Source organism: Desulfosporosinus sp. OT, assembly GCF_000224515.1.
Lineage (GTDB): Bacteria > Bacillota > Desulfitobacteriia > Desulfitobacteriales > Desulfitobacteriaceae > Desulfosporosinus.
In genome coordinates this window covers 38,942-53,430 of record NZ_AGAF01000248.1, presented here as the reverse complement: position 1 = coordinate 53,430, position 14,489 = coordinate 38,942, and the positions used below count along the sequence as shown (strand labels likewise).

The 14,489-nt window shown below is 41.8% G+C and carries 18 protein-coding genes; 13 read left to right on the top strand and 5 right to left on the bottom strand.

Features of this window, described 5'->3' with window-relative positions; translation table 11 throughout:
• From DOT_RS32835 to DOT_RS30825, 3 genes are all read left to right on the top strand, one after another.
• A partial coding sequence (locus DOT_RS32835) for a DUF6550 family protein (protein WP_009624160.1) occupies window positions 1–135 on the top strand: 135 nt, incomplete at its 5' end.
• Between the two features lie 85 nt (window positions 136–220).
• On the top strand, window positions 221–1,948 hold the full coding sequence (locus DOT_RS23965; RefSeq protein ID WP_009624159.1) for a hypothetical protein: 1,728 nt from the start codon (window positions 221–223) through the stop codon (window positions 1,946–1,948).
• 22 nt (window positions 1,949–1,970) lie between these two features.
• On the top strand, window positions 1,971–2,738 hold the full coding sequence (locus DOT_RS30825; protein WP_009624158.1) for an LPD28 domain-containing protein: 768 nt from the start codon (window positions 1,971–1,973) through the stop codon (window positions 2,736–2,738).
• A gap of 238 nt (window positions 2,739–2,976) precedes the next feature.
• Here DOT_RS30825 and DOT_RS30820 read toward each other — a convergent pair whose 3' ends face one another.
• From DOT_RS30820 to DOT_RS23950, 4 genes are all read right to left on the bottom strand, one after another.
• Window positions 2,977–3,138, bottom strand: coding sequence for a hypothetical protein (locus DOT_RS30820; RefSeq protein WP_009624157.1), 162 nt, complete (start codon window positions 3,136–3,138; stop codon window positions 2,977–2,979).
• Window positions 3,139–3,166: 28 nt separating this feature from the next.
• The gene (locus tag DOT_RS30815; RefSeq protein WP_009624156.1) at window positions 3,167–3,322 is read right to left on the bottom strand and encodes a hypothetical protein; all 156 of its coding nucleotides are present in this window, start codon (window positions 3,320–3,322) and stop codon (window positions 3,167–3,169) included.
• A gap of 50 nt (window positions 3,323–3,372) precedes the next feature.
• Window positions 3,373–3,711, bottom strand: coding sequence for a MarR family transcriptional regulator (locus DOT_RS23955; RefSeq protein ID WP_009624153.1), 339 nt, complete (start codon window positions 3,709–3,711; stop codon window positions 3,373–3,375).
• A gap of 85 nt (window positions 3,712–3,796) precedes the next feature.
• Window positions 3,797–4,000, bottom strand: coding sequence for a hypothetical protein (locus DOT_RS23950; protein ID WP_009624152.1), 204 nt, complete (start codon window positions 3,998–4,000; stop codon window positions 3,797–3,799).
• Window positions 4,001–4,227: 227 nt separating this feature from the next.
• Here DOT_RS23950 and DOT_RS23945 point away from each other — a divergent pair, with 227 nt between their 5' ends.
• From DOT_RS23945 to DOT_RS23900, 10 genes are all read left to right on the top strand, one after another.
• The gene (locus DOT_RS23945) at window positions 4,228–4,605 is read left to right on the top strand and encodes a hypothetical protein (RefSeq protein ID WP_009624150.1); all 378 of its coding nucleotides are present in this window, start codon (window positions 4,228–4,230) and stop codon (window positions 4,603–4,605) included.
• Window positions 4,606–4,814: 209 nt separating this feature from the next.
• Window positions 4,815–5,339 carry a hypothetical protein gene (locus DOT_RS23940; RefSeq protein WP_009624149.1) on the top strand — a complete coding sequence of 175 codons (525 nt, stop codon included), beginning with the start codon at window positions 4,815–4,817 and terminating at the stop codon, window positions 5,337–5,339.
• Between the two features lie 98 nt (window positions 5,340–5,437).
• Window positions 5,438–6,166, top strand: a complete 729-nt coding sequence (locus tag DOT_RS23935) for a hypothetical protein (protein ID WP_009624148.1) — start codon at window positions 5,438–5,440, stop codon at window positions 6,164–6,166.
• A gap of 101 nt (window positions 6,167–6,267) precedes the next feature.
• Window positions 6,268–7,098 carry a GIY-YIG nuclease family protein gene (locus tag DOT_RS23930; RefSeq protein WP_009624147.1) on the top strand — a complete coding sequence of 277 codons (831 nt, stop codon included), beginning with the start codon at window positions 6,268–6,270 and terminating at the stop codon, window positions 7,096–7,098.
• A 45-nt stretch (window positions 7,099–7,143) separates the two neighbouring features.
• Complete coding sequence (locus DOT_RS23925) at window positions 7,144–7,764, top strand: hypothetical protein (RefSeq protein ID WP_009624146.1); 621 nt, start codon at window positions 7,144–7,146, stop codon at window positions 7,762–7,764.
• A 67-nt stretch (window positions 7,765–7,831) separates the two neighbouring features.
• Complete coding sequence (locus DOT_RS23920) at window positions 7,832–8,671, top strand: hypothetical protein (RefSeq protein WP_009624145.1); 840 nt, start codon at window positions 7,832–7,834, stop codon at window positions 8,669–8,671.
• Window positions 8,672–8,914: 243 nt separating this feature from the next.
• Window positions 8,915–10,129 carry a DNA cytosine methyltransferase gene (locus DOT_RS23915; RefSeq protein ID WP_009624144.1) on the top strand — a complete coding sequence of 405 codons (1,215 nt, stop codon included), beginning with the start codon at window positions 8,915–8,917 and terminating at the stop codon, window positions 10,127–10,129.
• A complete protein-coding gene (locus DOT_RS23910) occupies window positions 10,126–11,097 on the top strand; it encodes a DUF4928 family protein (RefSeq protein ID WP_009624143.1) in 972 nt (323 codons plus the stop codon). The genes DOT_RS23915 and DOT_RS23910 overlap by 4 nt, the downstream gene beginning before the upstream one ends.
• Window positions 11,098–11,473: 376 nt before the next feature.
• Window positions 11,474–12,163, top strand: a complete 690-nt coding sequence (locus tag DOT_RS23905; protein ID WP_009624142.1) for a hypothetical protein — start codon at window positions 11,474–11,476, stop codon at window positions 12,161–12,163.
• Window positions 12,160–14,001, top strand: coding sequence for a hypothetical protein (locus DOT_RS23900; protein ID WP_009624141.1), 1,842 nt, complete (start codon window positions 12,160–12,162; stop codon window positions 13,999–14,001). The genes DOT_RS23905 and DOT_RS23900 overlap by 4 nt, the downstream gene beginning before the upstream one ends.
• Before the next feature lie 38 nt (window positions 14,002–14,039).
• Here DOT_RS23900 and DOT_RS23895 read toward each other — a convergent pair whose 3' ends face one another.
• Window positions 14,040–14,351 (bottom strand): helix-turn-helix transcriptional regulator, encoded by a 312-nt coding sequence (locus DOT_RS23895; RefSeq protein WP_009624140.1) that lies wholly within the window; start codon window positions 14,349–14,351, stop codon window positions 14,040–14,042.
• Between the last annotated feature and the right edge of the window lie 138 nt (window positions 14,352–14,489).

The window sequence follows — 14,489 nt, the reverse complement described above, 5'->3', positions numbered from 1 at the left end:
AAAAGCGGGGACAAAAAGGACGGCCAGGTATATATCCCCGGCTTTGGATGGGTGAAGGATGAAGGCGGCGGTAGTCAGGGGAAAGTTGGTAAATCCGATGGGGACATCAATAAACAGGTGGGAATCATGGATTGATGAAAAACCAATAGAATAAAGCATTTTAGGTTTGGAGTATGGTGTAAAAGCCGTACTCCTTTTTATTTTGACTGGAGGTGTTCATTTGAAAAGAATTATCCCCTTCATGCTTTGCCTTGTGCTGCTTTTCTGCTTTTCGCCGATGGCCGCTCTTGCTGATACGGGCGGTAGTGGCAATATTGATGGAGGTGGCGGCGGTATTGGAGAAGGAAGCGGTGAAAACTATTGGAACGGCGGTAATGATGGAGTTCGTGTAACAGTTGTCAATGCGAATACGTGTTTGCCTGTGACAGTATCTATTGACATTACCAATATAACGCCAACAGTTCAGTATCATTTTGGAAAGGTCAGTAAAATCCAATACCGAAATGGGACATCATTGTCTGTTGATACAAACTCGTATGATTATATTAACCCACCGCAAACCATGCCGAGAATTGTCAGCGCAGATGGTAGTGCGAATATTGACGCAATTAAAGCATATTTTTGTTCCGAATTTGCGGTACAGTTAATAGCGAATGAAACAGGCATGGAATATGAGACACTTATAAATGGGAATTGTAAGCTCTTTTTGGAGCCTATCGTCTATCTCGTTTTTCAAGGGCAGAAAGTAGCCATGACCGCAACGGAAGCCGCCATGTACGACAATTTGCTAAGCGGTGGTCTGGGTTCCAAAATGGGTTCTCTGACCCATAAAAACCTGCCCTTCGCCATGTTCCTGGAAACCCTTGATTTGGGCTTTGTCGCCTATTCCGGCGCAACGGACCAAAGCCAGTCCAACGATACCATTATAGCCGAGTTGGGACTTGGCATTGTGAGATTTGCCGGCCAGCCCGCAACGCCGCCCCCTGAAACGGATTACGATTACGAATACAGGGTTGATACGGACGTAATCACTCCGGTCACGCTCTACGCTTCCAGGGAAATTAATCCCGACAGTCCTGCAAAAGTGACTTTCAGGATCAAGGGCAGTACGTACACCGTCAGCAATATCGTCATACCCGCAGGCGAAAGCCAGCTTGTGTGGTGCAAATGGCACACACCCTCCAGCCCTGAGGAAATCACCATTACGGTAAGCAGTACAAAAGGCACATTAAGCCAAACGTCAATTCATGTAAAGATTATCCGTCTGGACGAAAATGAACCGCCGAATCCGACGGCAACGGACAGAAATGACGGTTTTTCGACAGTCGGTATTCCGTCAAGGGCAGTGAAAGCCTCGGCCTCCTGGGGGGTTTGGTGGGCGCAGTGGCATCCCTATTGGGTCTGGATATCCCATTGGGTGTGGGTTGGCGGTGAGGATGGAAGCTGGGAAGATCATGGCTGGTGGGAGGACCACGGCTGGTATGATTTTTTCAGAGACAACTATTCCGCATCCCTTTCCGGCAGCATGAGCCTTTTGCCGGATGATAAAGTGCCCACCGCCAGCGGCAGCACTATGAAATCGGGCTATGGAGTAAAAACCACCGTCAATGCGCAGTTTACAACCAACGCGCCCTCCTCTCATGTGACGGGTGCGCAGACGGCGACCGCCTATTTTCCCGAATTCCATTACAAGGATTACTGGCGCTTGTTGGACCGGACGGCAAACGGATACTCCACGCAGTTTCAGTTTAAGACAAACAGGTATTCCACCTACAACCGCAGGGTGCATTTTCTCCCGATTTGGTATCCCAACGGACAATACACAGTGGATACCTACATTCAGGACGCCTGGACCCCTGCCGGTATGCTGTCAATCAGCATAAGGGATGATGTGAGCATTTCCGGCTCACTCTATGACGATTGGCACCTTGCGCCACTTGCACCATAGAAGCGTGAAAGGAGACTGCTTTATGAAAGAAAAGGCAAATCAGCTTGACTATGACTTGATTGAAATCCTAGATAAAACAATGCTGATCACGTTTCTCCGAATCGACAGAGAAACCCTGCCGGAAGGACTGTATTGCTACGATTTAAGACATGGCGACGACGGTACGGCGTGTACGCTGGAAAACGCAGTCCTTGTAAACCACTTTGGAACGGTTATCAGCAAGGAGCCTTGCGATTTTAACGGGAAGACATTCATTGAAATTGAAGATAGTTTAAATTTTCTTTCCGTACCTTCCATTTCATTACAGGACTATATGGCAAAGACTGTGAATGAACTTATAGAAAACGAAACGGATTTAAAAAAGCTGCGCGTTTTGATTGTAGAGCCTGAAAAGCCGCCTTATGTTGCTGAAATTGAAAACAATCTCCGGTCCTTGCAGGAGATGGTGAGCGGAAATATACAGTATGTCGGACTTGACAGGGACACCTTCTTCTACTGCAATGAGGAAGGCAAGCTGTTGGGGCTTCCAGGAAATCGCAAGCTGGATAACGGTGATATTGTGGCGGGGACTTTTATCATCTGCCGTGAAGATGGAACAGGTGAAGAAGCTTCTCTTACGGATGAACAAATCGAAAAATACATGAGACGATTTTGGGAGCCGGAATTATATACAGTCCAAGAGGTCGAGGACACGAGCTATGTCAGCGTTAAATCTTACAATAGCAGTGACGACTTCTTGAAGGCTCTTTTTAATGACGAAGATGAGGACGAAGACGAAATGGAGCTATAATAAGCAGGGCTTTCGGGGCTGTACCTAAACGGGTGCAGCTCTTCTTTTATCTGGAGGTGGTTATGATTTTTTGCCAAAGATCCTGAGATAAAATGGGTTAGAGCTGAAGCATAAAAGGCAAGTTCTATCAGTATTCCGGCACTTGTCTTTTTTATTTTACCCCCTTACGGTGAATCAAAGGGGGGGGGCTAGAATGTTGATAAAAAAAGGAAGCTATAAAAAGCTTCCGGTAATCTAATCAATCATCATTCAGGATATCCCACTTGTCATTACCCCTTACATAATCTTCAATATCTGAAACAGTATCCCAATCCCTTGTGAATACACTATCCTCGTAAATATTGCTTATAGTTTTATCATCCAAATGGTCTAAATCAAGATTTATTTTAGGGTCAAACATATACATTTCTCCCTCCATAATCCTACAATTAATTATCATTACTAAAGTGATAGTCATAAGCTTCGGTATAGTTAATTCCCAGAGCATTGCATGCGTCTTCAATATCACAATCATTTTCACGCATGAAATCACTTACTTCTCTGTCCAGAGTTGCATTAACTCCATCAAAAATTTCGAAAGACATCAATCCTTTACCTCCTTACATTTAATAAATTAATAATTAATAAATAATGATTATATATCATTGAAATACTTTTGAATTAATGCATTTTTATCTTGAGCAAATTTTTCGCCTCTAAACTCTAGTGAAAAACGATAGCCCGAAATATACTTGTCATCCGATTTCTCAATTATACCAATATTTATTAGATTCTTTATACTTTTGGATACGATGCTTTTGTCTAAAAATATCAGTTCCGAAATATTCTTTTGAGAAATTGCCTTATAATTTTCAACATCTAAAACACATAACAAATAAAGAATAATTTTATAATCTGCTTTACTTAGATCACTTCGAACAAAAAGTTGTTCAAAAAAATTTCTTTGGCCATGTATCGCATTAAAATCTGTCAATGTTCTTTACCTCTTTATTATTATTCAACCTTTATGACGATAATATAACAAAGTTGAAAATAAGTCAACTAATTTATGCGGAATTCTATTTGAAGAAGATTGTTGGCTGTCCACCAATCTCACTCTGGCAACGGAAGATCTTCATTCTGTTACCAGCCAGCTTTACTTCAGAAATATTGGACACTTGATGAACCTTATAAACCTCTCCATTTACCCGGAATCGAATTGGCCGAGGACCATCCAAATCGAACCAAGCTATCATTTCTATTGGTTTCATAAGAACTTTCATTATTCTTCCCCTTTGAACATGAAAAGAACATTTGTTCTATTATATCCCGAACTGTTGGGAAATATCAATTGAAAAATCACATCAAGGCAAGCCAGAATGTATCATGCTCTAGTTTTTTTTATTAAGTTGCCTAACAATAACCGAGATTTCAAAGTTATGTCCATCGCAGGGATTATAATGTTGGTAGAGAATTACAAAAGAAGACATCAGGAGGAGGTCTTATAAGTGTGTTTATTAAGGACGAAGCAGTAAGTGCTTTGATTAAGTCAATGAGGTTTGCGAATTTTGAGGAAGCTTCTTATTGGTTCATAGTGTTACAGGAAAATAACATGAGCGGAAAATATTTAGCAAAAAGATTAGCCATTTTTGCTGCTGAGGATTGTATTGAACCGGAGCTGATTGTTTTGGCCAATACAGTTTATCAGACGTATCTGATGGAAGTTGGCAATGATAATATGCTTTGGCAAGTTCTTTATTGGTGCTGTAAATTAAAGAAATTCTGGGAGGTTGAACAGGGATTGGAGTATGAACTTACTATTAATAAGGCTATTCGAAGATTCACCCAGCAAGGGATTGAGCTTACTCCGACATGGGCTATTGATTAACATACTAAACGGTATTTTGAACTTCAATCACAGGGCAAATATAATGAAACTGATATTAGGTTTAGTGGTGATGACTTTGGTCGGCTTTTCATGATTAGAATGTACCAGAAATATGGAAGGATTTCCGCAGATATTTACGATGAAGAAATATTACGTGAAGTAAAAGAAGAGGTTGCTGAGTTAAACAAGAATTCTTAGGAGGAGCTAGTATGAGTATTCAGATTTCATTTCCGTTATATGTTCTAACTTACACTAAAGAGGAATTTAACAAATGGGTAAATGGAGAAAGGGAGCAATGCCTTGATCCGTACTGTCTTAAGTTGCCGAACTCCTACGGTTTCGGGGAATTTATCGTGGGACAACACTTTTCTTCTCTAGGATATAAGTGGATTCATCATGATTTTAACGTTTTTGGAGGAAATAGACCTGAAAAATATCCATTGGCGGAGGAAATTTTGATCGGGAATTTTGGTAAGGAAAAATATGAGAGTGCAAGAACTTTATATAGGGCTTTTAAAAATATAGAGGAACCAGATTTGCTAATATATAGGCCGGATTACTCCGAAATTCGGTTTGCCGAATCAAAAAGACTAGACTCCCACGATAAATTGCGGGAAAATCAAGTACGAGGACTTATACTCTTATCAGCACTGTTAGGGTGTAAGGCTGATGTATTTGAAATCGTCGAGGAGGGAAAAGATTTTACACCCGAACCCATTATTTGGGAATTTTAGTTTTGTTACTTAAAACATAGTTAACAAATGGAACTTTATTTTGGGAGGAATATTCAGGAAACTGTTGAATTATAAAACCAAGAGGGGAGTATTCAAAGTTGGAAGAGTATAATCCAAAAGGGTATGTAATCCGGATATCCGAAGATGTTCTGATACAGATGTGTCTAAGCGGGTTGGAAGCATACAGCATCGCCCATAAAGGGGGAGAATATCGAAGAAGAGGGGTAGAAACTTTTGGCCTTCTTTGGGGACACGAGATTAAACTCCCTGATGAAAAAACATTGTATTGTGTAGAACTGTTATCCATTGATACATCTGCAGAAAGAAAAGATGTGTCATGTGATCCGGTGGATGCCACACTAGAATTAAAAAGGGATATATTGACATCGTTTTGGCCTCAATATGATTTCCTCGGAGATTTTCACACACATCCGCATGATACGAAAGATGAGGTTATAAATGATAAACTATACGAATTCAGTAAACAAGATATTAAATCGGTGGAAGGTCGCTCTGAGTTTTGGTTAAGTCATAATTATAGAGTCGGTTTGGTCTTGACAATTGCAAAGCTTGAAAGGAAGTCTGATAGAGAGCATAGGTGGATTGGGACAAACACTATTGAACTTACTTTAGGCAATTATAGATTATGGCTAAATGGCTATATCACATATCTTGATAATAGTACAAAGATTAGGTTATCCACACACGTGGATGATAATGTCATTTTGGATTGTCCAGCAATTCTCGGCATGGTCGGAGAATATACCGAGTTTGGTCGAGGTATTAGAAAGCGGATTACTCGACGACATCGGCCAGGTATAATCTAATTTTTCCTCTTCGTAAGAAATACTGTTAATCTTCGGGTCTCGTCAAGAACATACATTCCAGTGAGCATACGGCTTATCGTGATTGGCAGGTGTAGAAAAAGTTGACATTAAACGACCTTTTAAAGATGAGTGGGTTAGATATAGATAAAAAGATAAAGCTTGTAAGACATCAAGACAGTGGTTTTGATACAGACAGGCTCTATAGGGAAGGGCGATTGGAACATTATCAAAGCTGTCAGAGCAAGAATGTTTTTGGTGATTGTGATTATATCGTCACTTTTCTCGGGCATGATCGTACTCAAGCAAAGTTTATTGGTATATTTCAAGTAATTGCAGTATCCCAACCAAGGCAACTACCTGATCAGATTTATACCGACTTTTGGGAAGCAGGGTGGTACTTCTATGAACTAAGAAGAACAGATTTTCTTTCAGACCTAATTGAACGCCTTGTTATAGAATGGGGTGGTGCCACAAGAAGTTGGTATCAGTGGCTTAATGATAAGAAACCAAAGGAAGTAATAGAGATCCTCCCCAAAGGCTGCTATGACAGTTTTCCTGGCTTTGAGGATTTTGTGTTAGATTACAATAGCTTGAAGAAGATAGTTGAAAATCCTGATGCAAATCGGATGTGGCACATAATGCTTTCATCGGTTGCCGGTGTTTATCTAATTGTTGACACCGAGGATGGCAAACAATATGTTGGTTCTGCTTATGGAAATGAAGGGATTCTTGGCCGTTTTAAGGAATACGCAAGAAATGGGCACGGCGGTAATAAACTGTTAATGGCTTTGCCAATAGACAGATACAGCAAATTCCAGTTTACAATTCTAAGAACATTGTCTAAGACGTTGACTAATGCGGAAGTTATAGACTATGAAAATCTATATAAAGATAAACTCGGGAGCAGAGCGTTTGGACTAAACGCAAATTGAACTGCAATTGACATAGAAAAAAGTCGCCGGAGGTCATAAGATATTATGGTAAAACGCAAATGCCCTGCTTGCGGGTCTACAGATACTGTTAAGTTATTATACGGTATGCCGAATCAAGAGGCTTATCGGGATGAGCAGCGTAGGGAAATTGTGCTTGGCGGGTGCTGTATCTCTCCTAACAGTCCAAACCGAGCTTGTAAGAATTGCGGACAACGGTTTGGTGGTAATAACTCTGAACTAAAAAATATGTGTTCCTTTGACTTTTATGTTGGCGGTTATTTCGGTACATCGTACCATGTTTACATAGACGGCAGACGTGAGAAGAAGTGGCTTAGATACGGACAAACATCCAATGGATATAATCTATTGGACTTGAAAAATGAAATCCCTTCCGAGTATTATGCTATGGAAGATGTCGTTCTAACTGAAAAAGAGTTGTCAAATGAACAATGGTATAACTTGATTGATGAGATTGCCGCTTGTGAAGTTGAATACTGGAATAATAACTATTTTAATAGTACGATTTTAGACGGGACGCAGTGGCATATTGAAATTGGGCTTCCCGAAGGGCATGAAATTTATAAATCTGGAAGCAATGAATATCCACCCGCATGGAAGAAGTTTATAGAGGTTCTCAAGAAATATGTTGATGAACGTATTGGATGATAACCTAGAGTCTCAATTAATAACATGGAAGGCAATAAGTTGGCTCGGTAAGGGGAGATTAAATTTATTGGAAAAACACAATAAGTTCATTATCATTAGTAAAAATGGTCATAAGATTTTGAGAATTAAGTTAAAGGAAACTCATAAACGATACAATTCACATATGGGTGAGGTAGATATATTATTTGATGCAGCTAAAAACACATATTTTGATATCGCATGTTTACAAACAAAACAAGGCCGAATTTACTGTGATAGACATATTAGCGCTGTATCATGGCACGGTTTCTATGACGAAAGTGAAGAGCGAATAAAACTACCGGTCATTAATTTCAAGGATAATAAGAATAAAGTTTGGTGCCCTCGTCATGCGGGGGTAGTTCAGAAGAAAAATGTTTTTCTATTTCCAATTTGTAGTTGTTATATCCCAGCTAATATGGAGCTATCATATATCCCAACAATTTCAAATAGAGAAGACAATTTTGTCGTAGAGGTAAATAAAGAATGTAACGTGAGAATTGACTTCTTTGTTTTGCCAAGAGGGGTTAATTATGACGATTTCGTTTCAAGAGTTAGCTTATCGGTATTCTATTTTATTGTAGATATAACGATTTTCGACAAAAGCCTAAATGGAGAACTCTTAGAATTACCAGTATCAAAAAAGGAAGATGTAAAGTTTCTCTCTGCAAAAATTGCTGATTGGCATACTTTAATTCGTGTTGTATATGCAGAAAAAACACGGGAACCAGAACTATGTGGTAAATACAGTTTATTGTTTCATGACCCCAATAGTTCTATTGATATGTTATTGAACAGATCAATTGGTTACCCCGACAAGAATGGAAAAGTTATATTGGAGTCTATGAAATCTAGACATAACCTTGAGGTCAAAAGACTCGGATTATAAGAAATAGGATTTTTTGTAATAATTCAAGCACATGGGTTAGAATGGCTTTTTCTTATCAAGTTAGTTGTACAGAGAATTAAGAATGGGAGTGGTTTAGTGGAATTAGATTCGGACAATCGGCCCTACATCTTATGTACACCTCATACAAAAAAATTGCTACGTTTAACTACTATGCTATAATAAAAACAATTAGGGTTTCTTGGCAAGAAAATGATATAAAATTTCGCAAATGGGGGTTTTTATTTGATTCGGCAAAAATATAAATTTCTTGAATTCTTTGCCGGAGTAGGCTTAGCCAAATTGGGATTAGGCCATAATTGGGAATGTATTTGGGCTAATGACATCAGCTCCAAAAAAGCAGAAATCTATCGAATGAACCACGAAACAAGTCATTTTGTACTTGGAGATGTTGCTGACGTATCAAACATTCCGATAAATGCTGATATGGCTTGGGCTTCTTTCCCTTGTCAAGACCTATCTCTAGCCGGTTGGCGAAGTGGAATGCTAGCACGTCGAAGTGGAGCATTTTGGCCTTTCTGGAACCATATGTTTTGTCTTTTACAGTTGGGTAATAGACCACCACTAATAGTTATTGAGAATGTGGTTGGGTTGATTCACAGCGGTGATTTTGAAGGTCTATGTGAATCTTTGCTTTCATTAGGAATGCAGTTTGGAGCATTGGTAATTGACGCATCACACTTTGTGCCTCAATCTCGCCAAAGAGTATTTCTTGTTGCTGTAGATCTAACTGTTCCTGTTGACAACTTTACAATTAACGGAGCTGCAAACTCAATTTGGTTCCCGGAAGCTTTATTAAAGGCAAAATCAATGTTACCAGCACATCTTCAAGCTGTATGGAGATGGTGGAATGTACCAGTTCCAGAGAACAATTATATACCAAATATCACCGAAATTATCGAACGTGAACCAACCGGGGTATCATGGAATTCGGATGAAGAAACGCAACGATTGCTCTCGATGATGACGGATCGAAATCGTAATAAAGTTGAAGCTGCACGTTTAGCTGGTGGTGTTCAAGTCGGCTTTCTTTATAAACGTATTAGGCAAGGGGTACAGCGAGCTGAGGTTCGTTTTGACGGTATCGCGGGATGTCTACGGACACCCAGAGGAGGTTCAAGTAGACAAACTGTTGTCGTTGTTGAGAATGGGGTAATTCGTACACGTTTACTTTCACCTCGGGAGGCAGCAAGGCTAATGGGGGTCGAAGACACGTTTTGGTTACCAGATGCTTACAACCATGCCTATGAAGCTATGGGTGATGGTCTCGTTGTACCAGTCGTATCTTGGTTGTCACGACAATTACTTGAACCATTACAGTCAGCATGTAATGCATTAGGAAGTCTTGCTCGCGGAGGTAGTCAAATAATCGAGAGACAGGATGTTATTGCTTCGTATCGTACTACGCAACGACTTGTAGAAAGGTGGAGAACAGGTTGAATACGACAAATTCTCATATGGAAGTGGCTTTAGAAGCACTCAGGTCTTGGTATGAGAGTCAAAAACCGAGCCCAGATCAGGAACCAAAACGTTATGTAGTTTGTGCTGGACTTGCTATTACTGAGCTAATAAAGGACACTTTTCCTCTGTCGTTAGGAGATTACATAACAGAGAAGAATCAAGTTCGTAAAACCGGGGGGCCAACTATAAAGGCTCTTTTGCTGAGATTTGGTGAAACACGCGAATATGCTCGGGAAGGTGGTAGGACAACAAGAGGAACCAGAACCTCTGCAGAAGAATTGGTCAGGCGATTGAATTCACTTGAAGTTCTCTCTAGGCTTTCCAATTCTGAACGACAGGATGTTATGGAAAGTCTTCAACGATGGTTGGTTCAACGAGTAAGAGAATATTTTGAGCGGAGAAAAATTGAAGTTGAAATTTCTTTAGACCGATCTGGACAACAAATTGTTGCAGACATTCTAGATGCAGCAAATGAAAAAGGAGTTGCTGGAGCCGTTGCCCAGCATATTGTAGGAGCAAAACTTGCCTTGCGTTATCCCCATATGGAAATTGAAAACCATTCATATACAACTGCTGATATTCAGTTAGGTAGACCAGGAGATTTTGTTGTTGGGGATACGGTGTTTCATGTGACTGTGGCTCCTATGCCAGCAGTTGTCGAGAAATGTGACCAAAACTTGCGAAACAATTTCAGAGCAATTTTGTTAGTAACTGATTCTAAAATTCAAGCAGCAAAACAAATGGCAGAAATGAAAGGGATATTGAATCGTATTGGTCTATATGCAATAGAAGCATTTGTTGGGCAAAACATAGAAGAAATGAACGAATTTGGTAGGAATTCATTATCCCATGGCTGGCGTAACCTCTTAGAAAAGTACAATGAGCGAGTATTAGCAGTAGAAACGGATCGTTCCCTATTGATAGAAATTCCGGCAAATCTTCAATAGTGTTAAGTGCCATTTAAACAAAGCATGTATACAATCAAAATGAAGAAAGATGCCCTCCCACGTTGTAAGCGTAGGAGGGTGTTGTCATTAAACCGGACTATTTTGCTGGTTGATCAGTAGTAGCTGGTTCTTCTAAAGGTACGACAGCGTTAAATCTTACAATAGCAGTGACGACTTCTTGAAGGCTCTTTATAATGACGAAGATGAGGACGAAGATGAAATAGAGCTATAATTAAGCAGGGCTTTCGGGGCTGTACCTAAACGGGTGCAGCTCTTTTTTTATCTGGAGGTGGTTATGCCTGGGGCATAGAAGCATATTCAAATCTGTAGATTGCGAAGGCATTCAGGAAATCGAAGAAAGCGAGGTGGAAATGGCTTGATTTTCCCAATCATTATGATTATGGTGTGCGTTGCCCTGGGGGGCGGCGCTTTTCTTTTCATCAAGCTGTCGGACAAAAGGAAAAAACAGGTTGCGGCAGCGGACGGCCAGCAAAAGACAGCCAATGAGTTTGTCAACGTCAAGGACATCAAAGGCAAATATCTCTACACAAGAGACCAGCTTGTCCTCTGTTATCTAAAAATAAACCCCATCACCATCGACCTGTTCAGCAAGGGCGAAAAACAGCAGTTGATCAAGCAGCTCACAGCGAATATGTCCGGCATACAGCACCCCTTTAAATTTCTTGCCGTATCCCGTCCGGTGGACATTACGCCCCTGATCTCCGAGCTGTCGGCGGCGCTTGCCACCTCCGACCCCAAGCAAAAAGAACTTCTCAAACAGGAAATCCTGGAGATGACCACCTTTGCCCTGTCCGGCGAGGTGGTGGAGCGACAATTTTACATCGTTCTCTGGGAAAAAGCCGTCGAGGGCGCAGAAAAGGAGTTGCTGGTGAAGGCCAAGGATTTTGCGGGAAACCTCGACGACTGTGGGATTGGTTGCGAAATCCTGGAACAGCAGAATATTGTACGGCTTTGCAACCTCATCAACAACCCCGCCTACATGCACCTGGAGGACACGGACTTTACGCCTTCAATTCCCATTTTAGGCGGAGGTGTGGTATTTTGATAGGAATCTCAAGAAAAAAGACCGAGTTTGTACCGGTTAATGAGGCCCTGTTAAACGTCATTTCTCCGATGGGGCTTGAAATCAAGAGAAACAGCCTGGTGGTCGGTGAAAGCACGGGAAAGATTTACGGCGTTGTTCGCTATCCGCAAAAGGTGGATACGGGTTGGCTGAGTAAAATCACCAACATGCCGGGGACTCTTGTTTCTATCGGCATCCAGCCGGTGGACAACAGTGCTTTGATTTCAGCCATTTCCAAGAGCATTATTCAAAACCGGGCTACCGCCGACGGTGCCAAGGACCCCTTGACCCGGCAGAGAAGCGAAAAAGCCGCAGAGGACGGGGAGCGGATCATGCTCCAGATCGACCAAAACGGCGAAACTGTGGCCTTGATGAGCCTTGTCATCATGCCGGTGGCCCATGACGAAAAAAGCTTTGTCAAGGGGTGCCGAAGAGTAGAGAGTGTTGTCAATGTCATGAAATGCAAGGTCAGAACCCTTGCCAACCTGCAAAAAGAGGGCTTGCAGACCATATCCCCGACCTATCCCTCCAATCCGGTTGTGGAGAGCATTGTACAGAGGATCATTCCCATGAGCACCTTTGTGGGCGGATTTCCGTTTGCCTCCAGCGGCTTTAATGACGGCACCGGGTACTATTTTGCGAAGGACAACAACGGCGGATTGATAATAGTAGACACCTGGAAGCGCGGCAATGACCGCACCAATTCAAATATGGTCTTTATGGGCGTGGCCGGCGTGGGTAAATCCACCGCCGTCAAGCATATCGCTTTAGCGGAATACATGAAAGGTACCAAGCTGATTTTCATCGACCCCGAATCGGAATACCGGGACCTGTGCCTGAATTTGAACGGCGACTGGATTAACGCGGGGGGTGGAGCCAACGGCAAAATCAATCCCCTGCAAATCCGGCCTGCGCCCAGGGACAGCGAGGATGAGCCGGACGAAAAGGGCGGCAAGCTGTACCGGGATGAGGGCAACGGCATGTCGGACATGGCGCTCCATGTTAAGAATCTGGAAATCTTCTTCAATCTCTACCTGCCCAGCCTCACGGACATGCAGAAGGCCATCCTGAAACAGAGCGTCATCGAGCTTTACAACCGGTTCGGCATCTATTGGAACACGGATATCATCACTCTGTCCAACACACAGTTTCCCACCTTCAGTGATCTGCACAAGCTGATTTCCGAAAAAGCGGAGAAGGACAGCAACAATCCCGTCTATCGTGACCTGGCCTTGTTACTCTATGATGTAGCCAACGGCAGCGACAGCTTTTTGTGGAACGGCCACACTGCTGTGGAAACCCATTCCCGCTGCATTTGTTTGGACACCCATTCCCTGCAAAACACCAGCGAAAACATCAAAAGGACGCAATACTTCAACCTGTTGACCTGGTGCTGGGAGCAAATGTCCAAAGACAGGACCGAGCGTGTATTGCTCATTTGCGATGAGGCCTACCTGATGATCGACCCCCAGGTACCACAGAGCCTTGTGTTTTTGCGCAATGTGGAAAAACGGGCCAGAAAATATGAAGCAGGACTAATCATCATCTCCCACAGTGTCGTGGATTTTCTTTCCCCTGAAATCAAGATGTATGGGCAGGCCCTGCTGGACATCCCCTGTATCAAAATCATTATGGGTACGGATGGAAAGAATTTGCAGGAAACAAAGGAACTTTACAATCTTACCGAAGCGGAGGAAGAATTGCTGGAAAGCAAGAAACGAGGCCACGCCTTATTTGTGATCGGTTCCAAGCGTCTGCACGTCAATTTTGAGATACCTGAATACAAGTTTGACTATATGGGTAATGCTGGAGGAAGATAAAAAAGAAGCAGGCTGTAATCTCATGCAGCCTGCTTTTCTCACTTTGTCTTTAAGTCCTTAATGATAGCCAGAAGATGCTCCAACTGGCCATCGTTTAGCTTCTTTAACTCATCAATTAAGTCATTTAATTTTGTCGGAAAGCTTACTTCGTCATCAAAGAAATCCTTGGGAGGGACATTCAGATATTCACAGATATAAAAAAATCCTGTCATGGACGGCAGCGACTTTTTGTTCTCAATTTTATTGATATAGCTTTCGCTTTGACCTAAAGACAGGCTCATATCCCTTGCGGAAACCCCTTTTTGTGTGCGGAGCCTGGTTAATCTTTCGTAAAACAAATCCTCATACATTACAATTCACCACCTTGTATATATGATTATAGACAATACATCGGTTCATTATACGGAATTACAGCATATGTTTCTATTGACATAGGGAAATGTAATCCATATAATGTAAGAAGATATATGCCTTAATTCCTTATTATT